Genomic DNA, 19,806 nt, shown 5'->3' with positions numbered 1-19,806 from the left:
ATGGCGGGGACTACCCTCGCGCGGGCAGCGTGAAGACGAACCGCGCGCCCTGCCCAGGCGCGCTGTCGACGCCGAGATCGCCGCCCATCGCGCGCGCCAGGCACCGTGAGATGTACAAACCAAGGCCACTGCCGGTGCCGTCGCGCAATCCCAGCCGCTCGAAGCGATCGAATATCTTTTCCTGATCCCCCTCGGCGATGCCCTGGCCATCATCCGCCACGACCACGGCAGCAATGTCGCCTTCGCGCTCGCAACGTATCCAGATGGTCCCGTCGGCTGGCGAATGCCGGATCGCGTTGCTCAGCAGGTTGATCAGCACCTGCAGGACACGCCGGAAGTCGCCGCTCGCCATCACCGGCTCGGCGGGGGTGGCGGCGTCGATCCGCACATTGTTGTTCGCCGCGCGGACGCCGAGCAGCCCCGCGGCGCGCAGCGCGGTGTCGGCCAGGTCGACGACATCCGCCTCCGGGCGGAAATCCGGCCGCTCGATTGTCTGCAGATCGACGAGATCCTCGACCAGCGCCAGCAGGTGGCGACCGGCGCCGGCGATGTCCTCCGCATAGTCGGCATAATCGCGCCGCACCGGCCCGTCGCCGCGGTCCTGGATCGCATCGGCATTGGCGATGATGCGGTCGAGCGGCTCGCGCATGGCCCGGCCCAGCTGAGTGCCGAATGCCTCGTCGAACAGGATGACGTCGGCGTTATGGCCCGCACCGGTGGCATCGGACGATCGGCGGCTGACCAATAACTGATATCCCGCCAGCCGCCCCACTCCATCGACCAACGGCACCCCGGTGACGGACACCGGGATGCCGGCGCCGATCAGCAGGACAGCGCCATCGTCCTCGAATCGTTCGAAAGCCCGCGCCGCGCCGGCGATGCGGCTCCCGCCGGCTTCGTCGCGGCTCAATGCGAATAGCGCATCGATCGGCTGGCCGATCGCCCCTGGCATTCCGACCGGCGGCTGGGTGACGCGCAGCATCGTGTCGGTTTCGAAGATCCAGTCCGCGCTCGCCCGGCTGAAATCGCGCCAACGCACCGCCTCCAGCCCCGGCTGGGGCTGGCTTGCAGCGATTTCCTGCCAGCCGGTTATCGTCAGCTCGACTCCATCGCCGTCGGGCTTCACCCGCACCCACAGGTCGACATCCTGGTCGCCATAGGCGGCCACCACGCGGCGCGAGATCGTGATTTTGAGCCGCCGCGTCAGCCGCGCCAGCGACGCCAGCTGAGGCACTGCCAGCGCACCCCCACGCACCCCGCCCGCCTGTTCCTGCAGGCGCAGCAGCGGCGGATCCGCCTCCACCAGCCGCCCCCGGTTGTCTACCCTGCCATGGACGGGGCGAACCGCGGCATGCGCGTTCACCGCGCGAATCCAGCGCCGCGGCCGCCGCCGATCTCGATCACAGCACGGCGGTAATTGGGATCGAGCCGCCAGATCAGCACCGCCTCCGCAGCATCGCGCACATCGAGTCGGTCGAACGCGTCGGCGCGCTCGACAAGCGCCTCCTCGCTCGCGCCCTCGGCCGACCCGATCCGCCAGATCATGGTCACCGCGGCGTCGCGGCTGCAATCGATAGCGCGCAACACCGTGCCCAGCATCATGCCCGATGAATCGGCGATCATCGACCAGACCCCGGTCGAATCTATCCCGGCCCGCTGCGCGATCGCGGCGGTGAACAGCGCAAGCCAGCCCTCCTCAAGCGCAGCCGACAGCAGTGCATCGTCGATCAGGCAGGCATTGCCGAGCAACCCCGCCAGCGCGTCCGCGCGCCCTTCGAGCGTATCGTCATCATCGTGATCGTCCAGCAGATCGCGCACCGCACCGGCGAGCAGAAGATCGGCCTGTGCATCGGGCATCGCGTGCCGCCGGATCAGGTAATGGCGCAGTGCCGCCGCGACCGCCCACAGCAACCGGCGATGCGGCCCGGGCGGAAGATCGGTACGAGCCAGCGCGGGGTCGCCAAACTGGTCGTAGCGGCGGCTTTCCGCGATCAGCAGCGCCATAACCGCCTCTGCGATCGCCTCGTCCCCAAGGTCCAGCAGCCGCTGCGCGAGATCGGCAACATGACCGGGCGAATCGCGACCCAACCGCACGGCCAGGCGGTGCTCGTCGACGCGGCGCAGCATCGCCGCGACGAGATCGGGCTTGCGCAGCAACTGCGTGCGCTCCAGGAGCGGCAGCGCTATCGCGACGCGCGCGGAGGCGAGCGCAGCCGCAAGTCCGGCCGGCGAGTCGGCTGGAAGAGCGCTGCCGATGCGAATCCTGAGCTCGTCCTCTATCGCGCCGATCAGCGCGCGCATCAGCTGGGTGATCTGCGCACGATGCTGGTCCGAAAGGCTGAAGGCGTCGTTGTGGAACAGCTCGCTGGCAACGCGGCCCACGCGATTTTCGAGACCGTCAAGCGCGCGTACGGCGTCGGTCAGCCATCGCGTTTCCGCGGGCCGTTCCCCGTTCAGCCGTTCGTCTTCCAGCCCCATCATGCTTCGGTCATAGTGGAATGTCGTTAAATCGAAGCTAAACCCTCATTTGACACAAAACCGCGCACCCTTCCATGCTGCAATGAACCTTCGCAGGAAGGAGATCAAAGCATAGGCGGCCAGCGCCGCCGCCATCCAGCGCCAGCCGCCGAGGATAGCCATGAACGGCGCCAGCCACAGCAGCGCGTCCGCGCTTGCCAGCCAGGGCGACGGGGCCAGCGGCCGGATCGCCTCGACGATCGGCTCCAGCGCGAGCAGCCCGGCGAGCGCCGCCGGAAGCAGCGCAGCCACCATCCACCAGCCCCAGCCGCCCTCCGCCGCCAGTACCCTGGCGAGCAGGATAAGCGCGGCCAGGCCTGCGGCATGGCGCGCCAGCGCAGGAAGCACCGCCGGTGCCGCCGCACCATTCCATATCCGCGCCATCCGGCGCGCCGCGGACGCGGTCGCCGCGCCAAGCGGCAGCAGCAGCACCGTGGCCCAGAACAGACCGAACGCCGCGAGAAGCGCGCCGAGCCAGGCGAGCGCTATCGCAGCGATGGCGACATGCGCCTGATCGACCTGCCGCGCGATCAGCGGACCGATCAGCGGCGTCGCGATAAAGCGGTGAACATAGCGCTCGGTCCAATTGCCGTCGCCAGGATCGGCGCGGCGTAACAGATTTGCTTCGATCGTGCTGATCGCAGCCGGCCCGATCGCCAGCACCGGTGCCGGCAAGGGCCGATCGCCGGTAGGGTTGAGCGCCTCGATGCGCTCGGCATCGGCCTGGACGAGGCGGCGCAACAGCGTGGAGCCCAGGTCCCATTCGCCGAGCATCTGCGCCGTCGCCGCGAGCGCGGGCTTGCCGAGCAGCGCGAACCCTGCCCAGCGCTGCGCCGCGTCGATGCGCTCGAACTCGGCATGATCCTGGGTGTCGGGTACCGCGAGCAGCGCCGGCGCGCGGGCGGCCGCGAGCGCATCGACGGCGCCCTGCGCCACTATTGCACCGTCGGCCACCAGCAGGATCCGCTCGTCGGGATGCATCCGATCGATCGCATCGGCGACGCTGCGCGCGATCTCGACTCGGGCGCCCTGTCGCCGCAGCCGATCGACTGCCTGCGCCAGCGCCGCCGGGACCCGCTCGACCAGAACGACGATATGGCCAGCCCCCGCCGCAAGCGCGAGACCAGCTTGATATTCGACGAGCGTCCTGCCGGCGAGCGGCAGCGTCGCCCGCAACCCGTCACCGAAATCCGTCTGATCCTGCGCTGCGATAAGCGCTGCGAGCGGCAAGTCTCGATCCCCCTTCGACAAGCGGAGCGGGATAGGCGCTGCTAGGCGATTCGGCAAAGCCCATCATTCTCGGCACCCGGCAAGAGCCTGATCGTTTGGGTGAAGTGCTTCGCAATAGGCCGGTGCGGTGCAGCTTTCAGCGACACTCGGCCAGGGCGCCCGCCAGCGACTCGAGCAACAGCGGATCCGGATCGGCGCGCGCCGCGCGCGCGGCGGCCTCCATCAGGCCGGTCATGCCGAAACTGGCGGCGAGGCCCTGCAGCTTGAGCGCTTCTTCGCACCACGAGGCTGCCGCGGCTGTCTGCGACATCGCAGCGACATGCATGGTCGCCGACGCAAGGAACAGCGCGCGCAATTCACTCGCGACGGCGCTGTCGTTACCAACAGCTTGGGCGAGCAGATGATCGAGGGTTCCAGGTTCGAAGGACATGCCTCCATAAACGGCCAATCGGGTAAAGATTTCGTTAGGCCGAGGCTATCGCTCGATTCGCGATTCCTATAGAATCCCGGCTCATGGGGAAGGCACCGCATCCGCTGGATAGCTGGCGCGCCGCGAACGCGGCCGAGGCGGATGCCGTGCGCGCAGCAGCTGCTGCTGTACAACTCCCTGAAACGGCTGTTCAAAGCGATCTTGACATCGACGAACTGTTGCTCGTCGATGCGGCACCTGACGATATTCCCGCCGATGCCGCGTCCGCTGCACCGATGCCGCCGCGCCGCACCGCGGACATGGTGATCGGCGCGCTGTTCGGCGCGGCCGCGGCCGGCTGGATCGCCTTGTGGATCGGTGGCGCGGGCCCTGTGCCGCTCGATGCGACGGCCATCGCCAACACTATCGCACTGGCCAGCGGGCCGCTCGCCCTGCTCGGCATCGTCTATATGCTGGTCCAGCGCAGCCCCCAACGCGAAGCCGGACGCTTCGGCGAGACGGCAGTGTCGATGCGGGCCGAAAGCCGCCGACTCGAGGATGCGGTCGCGCGCGTCGTCGCCGCGCTCGACAGCCGCCGTGGTGAACTGGCTGCCCATACCGACTCACTGTTCGAGGAGGGCGACCGCGCCGCCCGCAGGCTGCAGCAGATCAGCATGGACATGCGCGACGAAACCGATCTGCTCGCCCGTCAGACCAGCTTGCTGCACGATGCGACCGGCGTCGCCCGTTCCGACATGACCGGACTTATGCAGGATCTTCCCCGTTCGCTCGGCATCGTCAACGAGGTCGCCGAGCTGATCCGCGGGATCGGCGGCACCGCGCGCGAGCATGCCGACGGCCTGTCGGAGGCACTGGCCGCCATCATCGCACGCAGCCATGAAGCCGACGAGCTGATCGGCGCCGCCACGGGCCGCTTCGCCACCCAGATCGGGCGGATCGAAACCCGTACCGAGCGCACGGCGCGCACGATCGATGAGACGACTGCCGGCCTTGGTCAGGCGATCGACACCACCCTCGACCGCGCGACCATGGCCATCGAACAGACCCGGGCGGGCATGGACCTGCAGCGCGAGGCGATGGCGGCGATGATCGACCATGGCCGCGCGGCTCTGGACGAAGCCGGCACGATAGCCGCAGCCTCGATCGCCGAACGGCTTGGCGAAATGGGCGCGCAGGCCGAGGCGCTGTCGGCCCAGCTTGCCCGCCAGGATGAGGACGCCCGCCGGCTCGTCGCCAATCTGGAGCAGGCGCTGGGCGCGATCGAGAGCCGCTTCGAGGCGCTGGGCGCGACCGGTACGGAGCAGACTGCCGACCTCGCCGAACTGATCGTGACATTGAGCGAGCATGTCGACCATCTCGGACAGGCCGTGACCAGCAGCATGGCCGGGGCGCGGACATTGACCGACCGCGCCAACGGGCTGCGCATCGCCTTCGATTCGATCATCGGCAACGTCGAACGCGATCTGCCGCAGACGATGCAGCGGGTCGAGAGCGAGGCGGCGCGTGGCGACGCGACGATGCGCGCGATTACCGCCCAGGCCGAACAACTCGCCGCAACCGTCGAGCGCGCCACCGACCGACTAGGCTCTGCCGACACCATGATCGACCGCCAGCGCGAGGCGATCGCCGGGCTGGGCGATCAGGCGGCCCGCCGCATGGCCAGCATCGCGGCCGAGGGCGACACGATGCTCGAGCGCCAGCGCGAATTGTCCGATGCCTTCGCCGAGGAAGCCAATGCCCGCCTCGAGGCGCTGCGCGACCATTCGAACGAGCTTGGCCGGCTCATCGCCGAAGGCGAATCGAACATGCGTTCGCTGTCGGAGCTGTCGGGAGGGCAGCTGGTCGATGCGATCCTCAAGGTCCGCGAAACCGCAGGCGAGGCGGCGCGCGGCGCGCGCGCGGCGCTCGAATCGATTATCCCCGATGCGAGCGAAAAGCTGGCGAAGAGCGGCGCAGAGGCGATCGAGCGCACTTTCGGCACCCAGATCACGCAGCGCATCCACCTGATCTCGGACACGGCCGAGGCCGCCGTCACCGCCGCCAACCTGGCCAGCGAGCGGCTGCTGACCCAGATGCTGACGATCGCCGAAGCGAGCGCGAATATGGAGAAGCGCGTCGCCGAAGCGCAGGCGCGGCAGGAGCATGTCGAGCAGGAGGAGGTCAGCCGCGAAGTGGCGATCCTCGTCGAGCATCTCAACTCGGCAGCGATCGACGTGACCAAGCTGCTGTCGCACGACGTGCCCGACGGCGCGTGGAAAGCCTATCTCCATGGCGATCACGGCGCCTTCACCCGCGCCGCGGTGCGGCTGCTGCGCAAGGAGGAAGCCGGGCTGATCGCCCAGCTGTACGACGGCAATGTCGAATTCCGCGAGCATGTGAACCGCTATATCCACGACTTCGAAGCGCTGCTCCGCCGCGTCCTCGCCAGCCGCGACGGCGGTGCGCTCGCCGTGACGATGATCTCGTCCGACATGGGCAAGCTCTACGTGGCGCTGGCCCAGGCGATCGAACGCCTGCTGATTTGACAGCGGCATGCTCAATGGCGGTGAGCCCTAATCCGTCACCCCGGCGAAGGCCGGGGTCTCGGTCGTCCAGGACGGATTTGAGGTCGCGAACCACGACTGAGATCCTGGCCTCCGCCGGGATGAGGAGGTAGATGGGCACAATGCGGAGCAGCGCATTGACCGGACACGCTTCGCTAACCACCTTGCTGCTATGGGTTGAGCCAATCCGACCTATTTGCCGCAACGCGAAATGCCTGTAGTATGGCGACTTCTCCTGGGATGTAGCGACTGATGAAGACGAAGACCCTGTTGCGTTCGGTTGGACTGTTCGGCGCTGGAGCGCTTGTCGCCACGTTGACGCCTGCGATCAGTGCTGTCGACATGAGCACCTACAAGGAACTCGACCAGTTCATGAGCGTGTTCGAGCGCGTCCGCGCCGACTATGTCGACAAGGTCGACGACCGCACGCTGATGAAGGGCGCGATCGACGGCATGCTCGCCAGCCTCGATCCGCACAGCGCCTATCTCGACGCACGCGATCGACAGAATATGCGGACCCAGACCCAGGGCGCCTATGGCGGCCTCGGCCTGTCGGTCACGATGGAGGACGGCGCCGTCAAGATCATGACCGCGCAGGAGGACACCCCGGCGCAGAAGGCGGGGCTCAAGACCGGCGACTATATCACCCATCTCGACGGCAAGCTTCTCTATGGCGGCACGCTGGATGAGGCTGTCGATCAGATGCGCGGCAAGCCCGGCAGCAAGATCTCGCTGACCGTGGTCCGTCCCGGCCGGGACAAGCCGTTCGACGTCTCGCTGACCCGCGAGCTGATCCAGCTCAAGCCGGTCAAATGGGAGGTCAAGGACCAGGTCGGCATCATCAACATCAACACCTTCGTCAATTCGAACACCGGCGATTCGGTGCGCGCGGCGATTGCGGGCATCCAGAAGTCGCTCGGCCATGATCCGCTCGGCTATGTCGTCGATCTGCGCTCCAATCCGGGCGGCCTGCTCGACCAGGCGATCGACGTGTCGGACATCTTCCTCGAGCGCGGCGAGATCGTTTCGCAGCGCGGCCGCGAGAAGACCGATATCGAACGCCGCTTCGCCACGGCCGGCGACATGGCGCACGGCCTGCCGATGATCGTGCTGGTCGATGCCGGTTCGGCGTCTGCTGCCGAGATCGTCGCGGGCGCGCTCCAGGACCAGAAGCGCGCGCTCGTCATGGGCGAGCGCAGCTTCGGCAAAGGTTCGGTCCAGACGGTCATGGAGCTGTCCGACGATACCGCGCTCAAGCTGACCACGGCGCGCTATTTCACGCCGTCCGGCCGTTCGGTGCAGGAAGGCGGGATCAATCCCGACATCCTCGTGCCCCAGCTCAGCGATCCCGATTACAAGGATCGCCCGCGCCTGCGCGAGGCCGATCTCCGTCGCCACCTGATCAACGAGGCGAAGATCGACGATAAGGTGCTCGAGGATGACGGCAAGGCCGACCCGCGCTTCATCCTAACCGCCGACGCGCTCAAGAAGCAGGGCGTCGACGACTTCCAGCTCGATTATGCCGTCAAGACGATCGCCCGCATGTCGCAGCCGGCGCTGCGCACGGCGCTGGCCGGCGCGAAACGCGGGGCGAGGTAAGAAAGCACCGTCAGCCCCTTCCCACTGACGTCATCCCGGACTTGATCCGGGATCTCGCTTTTCTCTTCCGTTCGGCCGTTTATGCGCGGGCAAACGCAGCGGGATCCCGGATCAAGTCCGGGATGACGGTTTCTGGAGGCTCGCGCCCGCTTCCCTCCGAACTTTCTTCTCTGTCCGTTCAAGGAGGAGAGGGGGAAACGGGGGCTTATTTCTTCCGCGCCAGCCCGCTATATCCTCCCGATGACCCGCTTTGCCCAGGCTCGCCTCGCCGCCCTCCTGCTTCCCGCGGCGTTGATGGCGGGGGCGGTCGGCTCCCAATATATCGGCGGGCTGTTTCCCTGCGAGATGTGCCACTGGCAGCGCTGGCCGCATTATGCGGCGATCGCGCTGGCGCTGACCGCCTCCGCCGTTCCCGAAAAGCCGCTCGGCCGGACCCTCGTCGCGCTGGCGATCGTCGCGATCCTCGTGAGTGGTGCGATCGGCGTCTTCCATGCCGGCGTCGAATATCACTGGTGGGCGGGCATCACCCGCTGTTCCGCCCCAATGACCAGCGGATCGAGCGCAGACTTGCTCGCGCAGATCATGGCGACGCCGATGATCCAATGCGACGTGCCGCAATGGACGCTGTTCGGCATATCGCTGGCCGGCTTCAACGCGATCTTCTCGATCCTGGGCGGGGTCGCCATTATCGCCCTTTGGAGGCGCAGATGAGCGCAGACGACAAACAACGCGCGGCGTCTTCACCCGTCGCCAACGCGCAACAACGCGCGGCGATGCTCCGGGTCGACCAGGCCGGGGAGTTCGGCGCGACCCGTATCTATGCCGGCCAGCTCGCAGTGATGGGGCAGCGTTCGGACGAGGCGCGGGCGATCGCGCGCATGGCCGAGCAGGAGGCGCGCCATCGGGCGATCTTCGACCGCATGATCACGGAACGGGGTGTCCGGCCGACCGCGCTGCACCCGCTATGGAATGCGGCGGGCTTCGCGCTGGGCGCGGCGACCGCGCTGATCGGCCCGAAGGCGGCGATGGCCTGCACCGCCGCGATCGAAACCGAGATCGACCGCCATTATGGCGAGCAGCTCGACCAGCTCGGCGACAGCGATCCCGAGCTGAGCGCCGCGATCGGCGAGTTCCGTGCCGAGGAGGTCGAGCATCGCGAAACCGCGCTGGCGGCAGGCGCGGAACAGGCGCTCGCTTATCCACTGCTGTCGGGCGCGATCCGGCTCGGTTGCCGCATTGCCATTCGCCTGTCGCGCCACATATAAGAAGCACCCATAGGACAGGATCCGAGCCGATGAAGACCCTTCGCTTGCTTTCCCCGGCTCTGGCGATCGCCGCCCTGGCGACAGCCCTGCCGTTGGCGGCGCCGGTCGAGGCGCAACGCACCGAACGGGTGCTCACCATCTTCGGCACCGACCCCTGCCCGACCAGCAACGGCGAGGAAATCGTCGTGTGTCGGCGCATGCCCGAGGCGGAGCGCTATCGCATCCCGGAGCAGCTGCGCAAATCCACCGACCGCGGCAACGAAAACTGGGGCGATCGCGCTGCCAGCCTGGAATATGTCGGCCGCAGCGGCGTCAACAGCTGCTCCACCAGCGGCTCGGGCGGCGCTTCCGGCTGCTTCCGCGAACTGGCTCGCAAGGCCTGCGAGGAGGACAAGGCCGACGGCAAGAAATGCGGCATCAAGTTCTAATCCTCCCCGGGACGGGGAGGATTTATTCAGCAGCCCGCAAGCCGTTCGCGCGTTAGCTGCTGTCATGAAATCGCTGATCCTGATTCCGCTGCTTCTGGCCGCCACGCCGCTCGCTGCCGCTCCCAAGGCAGAGGAACCGCCGCCGCCGCGGATCAGCACGCTCGTCGTGTTCGGCGACGATCCCTGCCCCCGCAGCGGCGACGAGGAGATCATCGTCTGCGCGCGCCAGCCGGAGAGCGACCGCTATCGCATCCCGAAACAGTTCCGGAAGCAGAAGCGCGAGGCTGTCACCCAGAGCTGGGTCGACCGCGCGCGGACGCTCGACATGGTCAGCCGCAAGGGCCTGCCCAATAGCTGCTCGCCGCAGGGGTCGAACGGGCAGACCGGCTGCATGCGTCAGTTCCTCGAGGCTGCGCGCGCCGAGCGCGAGGCGATGAAGAACGGGGAATGACGCCTTCCGATCATCCTTCCGGGTAGCGTCTTCCGATTTCGCCGCGATCCGCTATATTTGCGGGATCGAGGGGTGAATCGATGAAGGCGATCGATCCGGACCTGCTGCTGAGAGCCTATTCTATCGGCGTCTTCCCGATGGCGGACAGCCGCGCGGCGGACGATGTCTACTGGGTCGAGCCGAAGAAGCGTGGGATAATGCCGCTCGATGGCTTCCGGCTGTCGCACTCGCTGGCGAAGACGATCCGCTCCGAGCGCTTCACCGTGACCGCCGACCATGCCTTCTCGCAGGTGGTGTCGGAATGCGCGGCAAGCACTTCGGATCGGCCCGATACATGGATAAACCCCGCTATCGAAGTCGCCTATGCCGATCTGCATCGCCGCGGCCACGCCCATTCGATCGAGACATGGCATGACGGCCGGCTGGTCGGCGGCCTCTACGGCGTCAAGCTGGGCGGCGCTTTTTTCGGGGAAAGCATGTTCAGCCGCGAGAGCAATGCATCGAAGGTCGCGCTCGCGCACCTCGTCGCGCGGCTGAAGGCGGCGAAGTTCACCCTGCTCGATTGCCAGTTCATCACCGATCACCTGCAGTCGCTCGGCGCGATCGAGGTGAGCCGCGACGCCTATGTGGCGCTGTTGGATTCCGCGATGGGCGTGGCGGGCGGTGCCGTCGGCGCAGCGGCGGGCTGGTCGCCGCCGGACTTCTTCGCCTTGGATGGCGTGACCGATCCGGAGATGCGCACCGTGTCGGGGCCGATATCCGGATGCACCATCGTGCAGCTCTTGGGCCACACGTCGTAAACCGCATCCTCGACCGCATTCAGCGACGGGGATTCCTTGAACAACCAGCCGGAAAACACCCGCCGCCAGCTGCCGTCGCGGTTGCGTACGTCAGTCTGGACGAAGGCGCCGGTCAGCTTCTGGTCCTCCCAGGGCGCGGTCGTCTCGCAAGCCCGCAGGCGGAGGATGACATCGCCGACACGGACCGCCTGACCCGGCCTTAGCGTCAGGTCGCGCGACTCACCGTTGCGTTTGTTGAGCAGACCCAGCACCGCAACTCGTTGATCGAGCGGCGTGCCTTCGGTGGTCAGCGGCTTGTCGGGGATCTTCTCGACCACGGCGTTCGGCGCCGCGACCTCGGCGCTGCTGTTGCCGGGTTCGCTTTCGCCGGCTGCCGGCGCCAGGATCGGCGACGCTGTCTGCTCTTCCGAAGGCACCGCCTCGATCGGCGCCTGCTCCTGGCTCACCGCCCAGGTCGCAGCGCCCGCAATGCCGCCGAGCGCGACGGCGCCCAGCAGGATCCGCTTCACGGCTTGGCGGCTTCCGCAGGCGCGGATTCGGCCGGCGCGCTGCTGCCGCCGGACTTGTTGATGAACTGGCCGACCATGCTCATCAGGTCCATCGCGCCCTGGGTATCGGCGATCGTATCGCCGTTCTTGAGTGGGGTAGGGTCGCCGCCCGGGATCAGCGAGATGAAAGTCGCGCCGAGGAAGCCCTCGGACGTGATCGCGGCGCTGCTGTCGGCAGGAAGCTTTACGGCCGGGTCGAGCGCCAGCGTCATATCGACTTGGAAGCTCCGCGGATCGAGCTTCTGCGCGGTGACAGTACCGACCTTCATGCCGGCGACACGAACCTCGCTGCCGACGTTCACGCCGGTCGAGTTGGGGAACAGCGCGTGGACATGGATCGCTCCCGCCTTGGTGCCGCCGCCAGTGGCCGACCACGCGAACCAGACGAACCAGGTTGCGAAGAGGATGACGAACAGGCCGACCAGCGCCTCGCCTATATTTTCACGAAACAACGACTTCATGGTTCAGCTCGGGCTCCATGCCTCATAATCGCCGGTCGCGGCGGCCCGGACGCCGCCCTTTTCCAGCGCGCCCGCCGGCCGGTAGGCGGCATCGGTTCCGGTGAGATTGGGCTGCGGGCTCTTCTGCCAGCTGCGCGGCTGCGGCAGTTGATCCGGAGTGAGGTCGGTGCTGTGGTGCAGCCAGCCATGCCATTCGGGGGGCACCCGGCTGGCGTCGTTGGCACCCGAATAGATCACCCAGCGGCGGGCGCGGCCATCGGTGGTCTGCCCGCCCTCGAAATAGACATTGCCGAGCGAATCCTCGCCCACGCGGGTGCCGTTGAGCTTGCTGAAAAGAAGCGTGCCGATCGTGGCGCCATTCCACCAGGTGAAGATCTTCTTGAGCATGAAACCTCGCTTAGCCGTTGCGCGCTAGCGCGCGCAACCGTTGTTTGTTTGGCCTCAGGCGCCAGCGGTCACCTCTGCGGCCTTGGCTGTCCTCGCATAAGCTCAGGTCGCCAGGGCGGAGGCCCTGCGCACGGCGCTTGAGGAGCAAACAAACTAACGCGTCTTCCAGCTGACCTTGTCGCCCTCGGCAATGCCGTCCGCGGCCGCACCGCCGCCGACGATCTCGAGAACCGCCGACACCGGCTCGCCGGATTCGATGGTTTCGAGGCTTTCCGGAACGGTGTTCGCGGCGATCCTGGCGATCGTGCCGTCCGGACGAATGAAGATCATATCGAGCGGGATATAGGTGTTCTTCATCCAGAAGGCAGCGAAGCGCGGCGGCGCCATCGGAAAGATCATTCCGCCATGATGGGGCAGGCTGGTGCGGTACATCAGCCCGCGCGATTGCTGGTCCGGAGTGTTCGCGACTTCGACGCGAAACTCGACCACGCCCCGGGCGGTTTTGATCGCCAGCGGCGCGAGCAGCGCGCCGCCGCTCGAGGCGGCAGCCGGGGTATCCGCCGAGCGCGCCGCGCCTGGCGTACAGCCCGCAAGCGCGGCGAGCGCCAGGACGCCAAGAAGCCGCACAGCGAACACCATCGTCAGTTGGGGATCAGTTCCACCGCGAGGGGGCCCTTGCGACCCTCCGCGATACGCGCCTTCATCCGCATTTCGGGGGCGAGATCGGCGAAGCCGGCCCGACGCACTGTTTCCATATGGATGAAGATGTCCTGGGTGTCGCCCTCGCGGACCACGAAGCCATAGCCCTTGAGCCGGTTGAACCATTTGACCACGACTGCCTCGGGCTCGCCGGCATTATCGATCAGTTGGGTCGGATCGACCCGATCGGCGTTGCGCTTGGCGATCAGGTCGGGGTCCGGACCCGTCGCGGTCGACAGGTCGATGGCCAGGATGCGACGGGCCTGCAGGCCGCGGTCACGCGCCACCACCTCGCAAGCGATCCGGGCGCCTTCCGGCAGCGTGCGCCGGCCATGGTCGCGCAGCACGGAAAAATGGACAAGAACATCGCCACGCCCATTGTCGGACGCGATGAAGCCGAAGCCACGCGTGGCATCGAACCATTTGACCGCGCCTACAACAGTTTCGGCAGGTTCGCCTGCAGACATCGACACGCGTTCCTGGTCGCTATCCAAGCTCACGTCGCGCAACGTCACAGACGCAACAGACTGTTCATTCATCGTCGAGACACCCGCTGCCTAGATGGGCTTTTTATCACAGACCGGCTTTGAAACGAAGCTATTCCGACACCGGTTATCCGCCATTGCCCGGAAAATGCCGATGATCAACATCTTCTTCCTCAGGCTCAGCCCCGAGCACACGCAAAACCAGCTCCAGGGGGTGGCCCGCGCGCGCCATCGCGGCGATCCAGCGGCGCTTTTCCGTCACATCGGGAATGCGGCGGGCAAAGGGACCGATCCGCTTGCGCCGTGCGTAGAGCATCGCCGCCTGTTCCGCGCCGGCGTCGATCTGCCCGCGCAGCGCAGCGCTCGTCTCGGCATCGATGCCGGCCGTGCGCAACGCCATGCCGATGCGGCGCACGCCATAGCCGCGCCGCAGCAGCGAATCGGCGCGCGCCGCCGCGAAGGCGCGGTCGTCGACATAGCCGCGCTCGGCAAAGCGCTCGACCAGCGCCTCGACCGGCGGCGGCGTTTCGCCGTCCCAGCCGCGCTCGCGCAGCTTGCGGCGCAGATAGGCGGCCAGTTTGGCGCGGGTAGTGGCATAGCGCGCCGCATAGTCGAGTGCAGCGCGTTCGAGCGTCGCGGCGTCGTATGGCGACAGGTTTTTGGGGGTCGTTCGGGGCATGCGCCATGATTGTGCCACAGTCGGGCCGGATTTTGAACGCGGGCATCGGCGAAGGCGGGCAGCGTGAACAAGGCTGCCCGGCGGCTACGGTGGCCCCAAGGGAGGCGCACTGATGCTGGACCGGGTGGATAGCGCTTCGACGATACAGAGGAACGAGACTATAATGGCATTGGTGCCGACGCCCACGATGGACGCCCTGCCGCGCCGTTTCGCCGATTTCGATACCCTCGGAGCGGCGCTCGACTACGCGGCCGCCGGGGTTCGCGGCCTGAATTTCCACGACGCGCGCGGGACGCTTGTCCAGCCCTATCCCTATGCCAGGCTGCGCGCCGACAGCATTGCCAATGCCGGTCGGCTGATCGCCGCCGGGATTCGTCCCGGCGACCGCATCGCGCTGGTCGCCGAAACCGGGCCGCTGTTCGCCGCGCTGTTCTTCGGTGCGATCTATGCCGGCGCCTGGCCGGTGCCGCTGCCGCTGCCGACCTCGTTCGGCGGCAAGGACAGCTACATAGACCAGCTGATCGTCCAGCTTTCCAGCTCCGATCCGAAACTCTTCTTCTACCCGGCCGAGCTTGAGGAGATGGCGGCGGCCGCAGCCCTCCATCGCGGTGTCGAGGGACTGAGCTACGAAGTGTTCGAGACGCGCGAGGCGATCGACGCCATCCTGCCGCAGGCATCGCCGGACGATATCGCCTATCTGCAATATTCGAGCGGCTCGACCCGCTTTCCGCATGGCGTGGCCGTCACCCACCGCGCGCTGCTCAACAATCTCGCGGCGCATTCGCACGGCATGCTGGTCGAACCGCAGGACCGCTGCATCAGCTGGCTGCCCTGGTATCACGACATGGGGCTGGTGGGCTGCTTCCTGTCGCCGGTCGCCAACCAGGTGTCGACCGACTATCTCAAGACCGAGGATTTCGCGCGCCGTCCGCTGGCGTGGCTCGACATGATCAGCCGCAACGAGGGCACGTCGATCAGCTATTCGCCGACCTTCGGCTACGATATCTGCGCGCGGCGCATGTCGAGCCAGACCAAGGCGTCGGACCGTTTCGACCTGTCGCGCTGGCGGCTCGCCGGCAACGGCGCGGACATGATCCGTCCGGACGTGATGCAGGCCTTCGTCGATGCTTTCGCCGAAGCCGGCTTCCGTGCCAATGCCTTCCTGCCGAGCTATGGCCTCGCCGAGGCGACGCTGGCGGTGTCGATCATGCCCCCCGGTGAGGGCATCGTCGTGGAGCTGGTCGAGGAGACCCAGCTGTCGGGCGGCGACCACAGTCAGGATCGGCCGCGCCGCTTCCGCGCGATCGTCAACTGCGGCAAGCCGGTGCGCGACATGGCGGTCGAGATCCGTGACGATGACGGCGCGGTGCTGCCGGAGAAGATGATCGGCAAGCTGTGGGCCAAGGGCCCGTCGATCATGCAGGGCTATTTTCGCGACCCGGAGGCGACCGATGCCTGCATGGTCGACGGTTGGCTCGATACCGGCGACATGGCCTATATCTCGAACGGCTACATCTTCATCGTCGGTCGCGCCAAGGACATGATCATCATCAACGGCAAGAATCACTGGCCGCAGGACATCGAGTGGGCGGTCGAGCAGTTGCCGGGCTTCAAGGCGGGCGACATCGCCGCCTTCGCGATCACCACCCCGGGCGGCGAGGAGACCCCGGCCGTGCTGGTCCAGTGCCGCACCTCCGACCCCAGCGAGCGCGCCCGCTTGCGTGACCAGATCCGCGAGAAGGTGCGCGCGATCACCGGCATGCACTGCGTCGTCGAGTTGGTGCCGCCGCGGACCCTGCCGAAGACCAGCTCAGGCAAGCTGAGCCGTGCCAAGGCGCGCAACCTCTATCTGGCAGGCGAGATCCAGGGCTACGACATCGCGGCATAGTCCCCATCGGATCGCCGTGTGAATATCAGGGCTCTGCTCAGCGGTTTTCATCTCCATCTTGGTCGCCACGCCGCTGCCCGCCGCCCCGCTCGATCCGCTCGGCGATCCCGCCATCTTCAAGCGCGACCTCGAGGACCTCAATCGCAAGCCCCTGCCGGACGATGCGGCGCTCGCCCGCGCGGTCGGCGCGGCGGTCACCGTCGACGCCCGCCAGCGCGGTCGCTGCGCACCGAACAAGATCACCCTCGGCAAGCTCGCGCCGGTCAGTCTCGATGGCATGATCACCACCATGATCGCCAAGGGCCAGATCGAGAATGGCTGGCTGGTGCCGGTCACGCTCGACGATTGCCCCCCGGCCGATCCGATCCGCGTGCTGCTGTTGCGCGCCGCCGATGGCCGGACGCTGCAGGGGATCTTCGCCGGACAGGGCACCAGCTATGCCTGGCCGTCGCTGTCGCGCGAGGCACTGCGAGGCGCGGTCAATGCCGCGCTCCAGCAGCTGCGCACCGCCGACTCGGCCTGCAGCCCGCGCGACATCACCCCGACGGGCATGCGCATCGCCGGCAGCAGCGCCGATCTCGGCCCCGATATCTACGGCATCAGGCTGAAAGGCTCGTGGAACGAGATCTGGACGTTCGAGCCCTGCGGTCATCGGATCGCCGTGCCAATCTCCTTTCGCACCAACGGCGCTGGCGGTGCCTATTGGGACATCGACGATGCGGGCGTGCTATATACGCCCTGACCGCTTCGCACGTCGTCAACCCCTTGCACTCCAACGGTGCCACCGCTATGTGCCCGCGTCTCGGACCCGGAGGAGTGTAGCTCAGTTGGTAGAGCATCGGTCTCCAAAACCGAGGGCCGTGGGTTCGAGTCCCTCCACTCCTGCCATGTCAAACTGGTAGGGCGAAGGCCGACGGGGTCGAGAAAAGCGAGGTCACGGTCCGCAGCCGCAAGGCTCCAAAGCGGACTGAGGCCTCGTGTCGTTATTTCGAGGTTCGACGGGCAGCTGCCCGTTGATTGGGCATAGGCGAGGACGTGGCGAAGACTTCACCCGGCGAGTTCATCCGGCAGGTAAAGGCCGAGACGGCGAAGGTCGTCTGGCCGAGCCGCAAGGAGACCGTGACGACCACCATCATGGTGGGAATCATGACGCTGCTGCTGGGGATATTCTTCTTCGGGCTCGATCAGCTGTTCGCGGCGATCGTGAAGTTCCTGCTGTCGCTCTTGGGCTAGATTTTTTGGTGGTCGCGATTTCCGAGCCGTCAGATCTGATCTGACAGGAAATCGCTCCGGGATACGGAGACGTTGGCGTTCATGGCGCGCTGGTACATCATTCACGCCTATTCGGGCTTCGAGAACAAGGTCAAGGAGTCGATCCTGGCCGATGCCGCGCGCATGGGGCTCGAGCAGCTGGTCGAATCGGTCGAAGTGCCGACCGAGAAGATCACCGAGGTCCGCCGCGGCAAGAAGATCACGTCGGACCGGAAATTCTTTCCGGGCTATGTGCTGGCCAAGCTCAGCATGAACGACGATGTCTATCACCTCGTGAAGAACACGCCGAAGGTGACCGGCTTCCTCGGCTCGATGGGCAAGCCGCAGCCGATCAGCGAGGCCGAGGCCGCGCGCATCCTGAACACCAAGGAGGAGGCCGCCGCGGCCGCCCCCAAGGCCAAGCTCAAGGTCGACTACGAGATCGGCGATCAGGTCAAGGTGCTCGATGGCCCGTTCGCGAGCTTCAACGGCATCGTCGAGGAACTCGACTTCGACCGCAGCCGCGTCAAGGTTTCGGTCTCGATCTTCGGCCGCGCGACCCCGGTCGAACTCGAGTTCGAGCAGGTCGAACGGGTTAAGTAAGGATTGAACGTCATCCCAGCGAAAGCTGGGATCTCCCTGCCTTCTGGCTGATCGAAAGACGAAGAAGTAGCGAGATTCCAGCTTTCGCTGGAATGACGAGACTAAGAGGTTCCGGCTAAAACCGGATCGTGCCTTAGAGGCACAATGTTGCGGGAGGCAGGCCTTCGGGAGTGCCGCATGGACCGCTAAACTTGAAAGAGAGTGAAACATGGCAAAGAAGATCACGGGCTATATCAAGCTCCAGGTGCCCGCTGGAAAGGCGAACCCATCGCCGCCGATCGGTCCTGCGCTGGGCCAGCGCGGCGTCAACATCATGGAGTTCTGCAAGGCGTTCAACGCGCAGACCGGTGACCAGGAAGTCGGCACGCCGCTGCCGACCGTCATCACCGTCTATGCCGACCGCAGCTTCAGCTTCGTCACCAAGACGCCGCCCGCCAGCTTCCTGATCAAGAAGGCTGCCGGCCTGAAGTCCGGTTCCAAGGAGCCGGGCAAGGTCGTCGCCGCCCAGATCAAGCGGTCGGAGCTCACGAAGATCGCCGAAGCGAAGATGAAGGATCTCAACGCCAACGATATCGACGCGGCGACCCGCATCATCGAAGGCAGCGCCCGCGCAATGGGCCTCGAAGTGGTGGAGGGCTGATATCATGGCCAAGCTCAGCAAGAAGCAGAAGAACCAGGCCGCTTCGGTCGATCGCGACAAGCTTTACGACGTCGATGCGGCGATCAAGCTCGCCAAGACCAATGCCACCTCCAAGTTCGACGAAACCATCGAGGTCGCGCTGAACCTGGGCGTTGATCCGCGTCACGCCGACCAGATGGTCCGCGGCGTGGTGACGCTGCCCAAGGGCACCGGCAAGGATGTTCGCGTCGGCGTGTTCGCGCGCGGCGCCAAGGCTGAAGAAGCCCTGGCGGCGGGTGCCGAAGTCGTCGGCGCCGAAGACCTGCTCGAGACGATCCAGGGCGGCACGGTCGATTTCGACCGCTGCATCGCGACCCCGGACATGATGGGTCTGGTTGGCCGGCTCGGCAAAATTCTGGGTCCGAAGGGCCTGATGCCGAACCCCAAGCTCGGTACCGTCACGATGAACGTGGGCGAAGCCGTTAAGGCTGCCAAGGGCGGCCAGGTCGAGTTCCGCGTCGAAAAGGCCGGCATCATCCATTCGGGAATCGGCAAGGCCAGCTTCCCGGCGGAAGATCTGCGCGCCAATTTCGACGCCTTCGTCGATGCGATCGTCAAGGCCAAGCCGACCGGCGCCAAGGGCAAGTACCTCCAGAAGGCCGCGGTCAGCTCGACCATGGGCCCGGGCGTCAAGATCGACACCGCCGACCTCGGCGCCTGATCCCGCAGCCCTCGCCGACAGGCGGGGGCGACGGATCATCGAACTACGGAACCGCGACGACGCCCTTGCCGGGAGTCGCCGCGGTTTTTCTTTGCCCCGCACTAGGTCCCGAGGCCTCGCAAGCGTCGGGATTCCTTACACAGATCAGCGATGACAATGGCCCACATGGCGCTGAGGTGGCGGAAATCTGCGGATTCCAGCA

22 protein-coding genes, 1 tRNA gene and 1 pseudogene are annotated in these 19,806 nt (G+C 66.4%); 14 read left to right on the top strand and 10 right to left on the bottom strand.

From position 1 onward, the window contains the following. Window positions 1–10: 10 nt before the first annotated feature. The 4 genes from AAC645_RS05700 to AAC645_RS05685 form a co-directional block, all read right to left on the bottom strand. Window positions 11–1,363, bottom strand: coding sequence for a sensor histidine kinase (locus AAC645_RS05700; RefSeq protein WP_340314484.1), 1,353 nt, complete (start codon window positions 1,361–1,363; stop codon window positions 11–13). Further along, a complete protein-coding gene (locus AAC645_RS05695) occupies window positions 1,360–2,481 on the bottom strand; it encodes a DUF2336 domain-containing protein (protein WP_340314482.1) in 1,122 nt (373 codons plus the stop codon). Before AAC645_RS05695 ends, AAC645_RS05700 begins: the two co-directional genes overlap by 4 nt. A 42-nt stretch (window positions 2,482–2,523) precedes the next feature. Beyond that, entirely contained in the window at window positions 2,524–3,747 is a 1,224-nt protein-coding gene (locus tag AAC645_RS05690; RefSeq protein ID WP_340314481.1) for a hypothetical protein, read from the bottom strand. Window positions 3,748–3,883: 136 nt separating this feature from the next. Continuing rightward, window positions 3,884–4,177: a hypothetical protein gene (locus AAC645_RS05685; RefSeq protein ID WP_340314480.1), complete on the bottom strand. Its 294-nt coding sequence runs from the start codon at window positions 4,175–4,177 to the stop codon at window positions 3,884–3,886. Between the two features lie 83 nt (window positions 4,178–4,260). Here AAC645_RS05685 and AAC645_RS05680 point away from each other — a divergent pair, with 83 nt between their 5' ends. The 7 genes from AAC645_RS05680 (at window position 4,261) to aat (ending at window position 11,263) form a co-directional block, all read left to right on the top strand. Further along, the gene (locus AAC645_RS05680; protein ID WP_340314479.1) at window positions 4,261–6,702 is read left to right on the top strand and encodes a hypothetical protein; all 2,442 of its coding nucleotides are present in this window, start codon (window positions 4,261–4,263) and stop codon (window positions 6,700–6,702) included. Window positions 6,703–6,972: 270 nt separating this feature from the next. Continuing rightward, window positions 6,973–8,319, top strand: coding sequence for a S41 family peptidase (locus tag AAC645_RS05675; RefSeq protein ID WP_340314477.1), 1,347 nt, complete (start codon window positions 6,973–6,975; stop codon window positions 8,317–8,319). A gap of 240 nt (window positions 8,320–8,559) precedes the next feature. Further along, window positions 8,560–9,030 (top strand): disulfide bond formation protein B, encoded by a 471-nt coding sequence (locus AAC645_RS05670; RefSeq protein ID WP_340314476.1) that lies wholly within the window; start codon window positions 8,560–8,562, stop codon window positions 9,028–9,030. Further along, window positions 9,027–9,584 (top strand): demethoxyubiquinone hydroxylase family protein, encoded by a 558-nt coding sequence (locus tag AAC645_RS05665; RefSeq protein ID WP_340314474.1) that lies wholly within the window; start codon window positions 9,027–9,029, stop codon window positions 9,582–9,584. The genes AAC645_RS05670 and AAC645_RS05665 overlap by 4 nt, the downstream gene beginning before the upstream one ends. A 29-nt stretch (window positions 9,585–9,613) precedes the next feature. Further along, window positions 9,614–10,012, top strand: coding sequence for a hypothetical protein (locus AAC645_RS05660; RefSeq protein WP_340314472.1), 399 nt, complete (start codon window positions 9,614–9,616; stop codon window positions 10,010–10,012). Between the two features lie 64 nt (window positions 10,013–10,076). Continuing rightward, window positions 10,077–10,463 (top strand): hypothetical protein, encoded by a 387-nt coding sequence (locus AAC645_RS05655; protein ID WP_340314470.1) that lies wholly within the window; start codon window positions 10,077–10,079, stop codon window positions 10,461–10,463. A gap of 80 nt (window positions 10,464–10,543) precedes the next feature. Beyond that, entirely contained in the window at window positions 10,544–11,263 is a 720-nt protein-coding gene (gene aat, locus AAC645_RS05650) for a leucyl/phenylalanyl-tRNA--protein transferase (protein WP_340314469.1), read from the top strand. Window positions 11,264–11,298: 35 nt separating this feature from the next. On the opposite strand, the pseudogene AAC645_RS05645 reads toward aat, so the two are convergent. The 6 genes and pseudogenes from AAC645_RS05645 to AAC645_RS05620 all read right to left on the bottom strand — a co-directional run. Beyond that, window positions 11,299–11,514, bottom strand: a pseudogene (locus tag AAC645_RS05645) (DUF2155 domain-containing protein); the annotation flags it as partial. Between the two features lie 254 nt (window positions 11,515–11,768). Next, the gene (gene mlaD, locus AAC645_RS05640) at window positions 11,769–12,272 is read right to left on the bottom strand and encodes an outer membrane lipid asymmetry maintenance protein MlaD (protein ID WP_340314468.1); all 504 of its coding nucleotides are present in this window, start codon (window positions 12,270–12,272) and stop codon (window positions 11,769–11,771) included. Between the two features lie 3 nt (window positions 12,273–12,275). Further along, window positions 12,276–12,659, bottom strand: a complete 384-nt coding sequence (locus AAC645_RS05635) for an NADH:ubiquinone oxidoreductase subunit NDUFA12 (RefSeq protein WP_340314467.1) — start codon at window positions 12,657–12,659, stop codon at window positions 12,276–12,278. Between the two features lie 153 nt (window positions 12,660–12,812). Further along, complete coding sequence (locus tag AAC645_RS05630; RefSeq protein WP_340314466.1) at window positions 12,813–13,286, bottom strand: DUF192 domain-containing protein; 474 nt, start codon at window positions 13,284–13,286, stop codon at window positions 12,813–12,815. Window positions 13,287–13,300: 14 nt separating this feature from the next. Beyond that, window positions 13,301–13,825, bottom strand: a complete 525-nt coding sequence (locus tag AAC645_RS05625; RefSeq protein ID WP_340314465.1) for a cold-shock protein — start codon at window positions 13,823–13,825, stop codon at window positions 13,301–13,303. A gap of 145 nt (window positions 13,826–13,970) precedes the next feature. After that, the gene (locus AAC645_RS05620; protein WP_340314464.1) at window positions 13,971–14,522 is read right to left on the bottom strand and encodes a regulatory protein RecX; all 552 of its coding nucleotides are present in this window, start codon (window positions 14,520–14,522) and stop codon (window positions 13,971–13,973) included. 163 nt (window positions 14,523–14,685) lie between these two features. Here AAC645_RS05620 and AAC645_RS05615 point away from each other — a divergent pair, with 163 nt between their 5' ends. From AAC645_RS05615 to rplA, 7 genes are all read left to right on the top strand, one after another. Next, window positions 14,686–16,410, top strand: coding sequence for a fatty acyl-AMP ligase (locus AAC645_RS05615; RefSeq protein WP_340314463.1), 1,725 nt, complete (start codon window positions 14,686–14,688; stop codon window positions 16,408–16,410). Between the two features lie 58 nt (window positions 16,411–16,468). Beyond that, window positions 16,469–17,152, top strand: coding sequence for a hypothetical protein (locus AAC645_RS05610; protein ID WP_340314461.1), 684 nt, complete (start codon window positions 16,469–16,471; stop codon window positions 17,150–17,152). A gap of 70 nt (window positions 17,153–17,222) precedes the next feature. Beyond that, window positions 17,223–17,298 (top strand) — tRNA-Trp (locus AAC645_RS05605). A 147-nt stretch (window positions 17,299–17,445) separates the two neighbouring features. After that, the gene (secE, locus tag AAC645_RS05600) at window positions 17,446–17,643 is read left to right on the top strand and encodes a preprotein translocase subunit SecE (protein WP_340314460.1); all 198 of its coding nucleotides are present in this window, start codon (window positions 17,446–17,448) and stop codon (window positions 17,641–17,643) included. 81 nt (window positions 17,644–17,724) lie between these two features. Next, window positions 17,725–18,264: a transcription termination/antitermination protein NusG gene (gene nusG, locus AAC645_RS05595; protein ID WP_340314458.1), complete on the top strand. Its 540-nt coding sequence runs from the start codon at window positions 17,725–17,727 to the stop codon at window positions 18,262–18,264. Window positions 18,265–18,472: 208 nt separating this feature from the next. Continuing rightward, complete coding sequence (gene rplK, locus AAC645_RS05590) at window positions 18,473–18,904, top strand: 50S ribosomal protein L11 (protein ID WP_340314457.1); 432 nt, start codon at window positions 18,473–18,475, stop codon at window positions 18,902–18,904. A gap of 4 nt (window positions 18,905–18,908) precedes the next feature. Next, the gene (gene rplA, locus AAC645_RS05585) at window positions 18,909–19,604 is read left to right on the top strand and encodes a 50S ribosomal protein L1 (RefSeq protein WP_340314456.1); all 696 of its coding nucleotides are present in this window, start codon (window positions 18,909–18,911) and stop codon (window positions 19,602–19,604) included. The last annotated feature ends 202 nt before the right edge of the window (window positions 19,605–19,806 follow it).

Origin of the sequence: Rhizorhabdus argentea (assembly GCF_037861105.1) — a bacterium.
GTDB classification, from domain to species: Bacteria; Pseudomonadota; Alphaproteobacteria; order Sphingomonadales; family Sphingomonadaceae; genus Rhizorhabdus; species Rhizorhabdus argentea.
This window is presented reverse-complemented; position numbering and strand designations above follow the sequence as displayed.

Coding starts and splice junctions, on each gene's coding strand:
- AAC645_RS05665 (WP_340314474.1), top strand. CDS start 9,027: ATGAGCGCAGACGACAAACAACGCGCGGCGTCTTCACCCGTCGCCAAC.
- aat (WP_340314469.1), top strand. CDS start 10,544: ATGAAGGCGATCGATCCGGACCTGCTGCTGAGAGCCTATTCTATCGGC.
- AAC645_RS05660 (WP_340314472.1), top strand. CDS start 9,614: ATGAAGACCCTTCGCTTGCTTTCCCCGGCTCTGGCGATCGCCGCCCTG.
- AAC645_RS05655 (WP_340314470.1), top strand. CDS start 10,077: ATGAAATCGCTGATCCTGATTCCGCTGCTTCTGGCCGCCACGCCGCTC.
- AAC645_RS05675 (WP_340314477.1), top strand. CDS start 6,973: ATGAAGACGAAGACCCTGTTGCGTTCGGTTGGACTGTTCGGCGCTGGA.
- AAC645_RS05680 (WP_340314479.1), top strand. CDS start 4,261: ATGGGGAAGGCACCGCATCCGCTGGATAGCTGGCGCGCCGCGAACGCG.
- AAC645_RS05685 (WP_340314480.1), bottom strand. CDS start 4,177: ATGTCCTTCGAACCTGGAACCCTCGATCATCTGCTCGCCCAAGCTGTT.
- AAC645_RS05670 (WP_340314476.1), top strand. CDS start 8,560: ATGACCCGCTTTGCCCAGGCTCGCCTCGCCGCCCTCCTGCTTCCCGCG.
- AAC645_RS05620 (WP_340314464.1), bottom strand. CDS start 14,522: ATGCCCCGAACGACCCCCAAAAACCTGTCGCCATACGACGCCGCGACG.
- mlaD (WP_340314468.1), bottom strand. CDS start 12,272: ATGAAGTCGTTGTTTCGTGAAAATATAGGCGAGGCGCTGGTCGGCCTG.
- AAC645_RS05695 (WP_340314482.1), bottom strand. CDS start 2,481: ATGATGGGGCTGGAAGACGAACGGCTGAACGGGGAACGGCCCGCGGAA.
- AAC645_RS05635 (WP_340314467.1), bottom strand. CDS start 12,659: ATGCTCAAGAAGATCTTCACCTGGTGGAATGGCGCCACGATCGGCACG.
- AAC645_RS05615 (WP_340314463.1), top strand. CDS start 14,686: ATGGCATTGGTGCCGACGCCCACGATGGACGCCCTGCCGCGCCGTTTC.
- nusG (WP_340314458.1), top strand. CDS start 17,725: ATGGCGCGCTGGTACATCATTCACGCCTATTCGGGCTTCGAGAACAAG.
- rplA (WP_340314456.1), top strand. CDS start 18,909: ATGGCCAAGCTCAGCAAGAAGCAGAAGAACCAGGCCGCTTCGGTCGAT.
- rplK (WP_340314457.1), top strand. CDS start 18,473: ATGGCAAAGAAGATCACGGGCTATATCAAGCTCCAGGTGCCCGCTGGA.
- AAC645_RS05625 (WP_340314465.1), bottom strand. CDS start 13,825: ATGTCTGCAGGCGAACCTGCCGAAACTGTTGTAGGCGCGGTCAAATGG.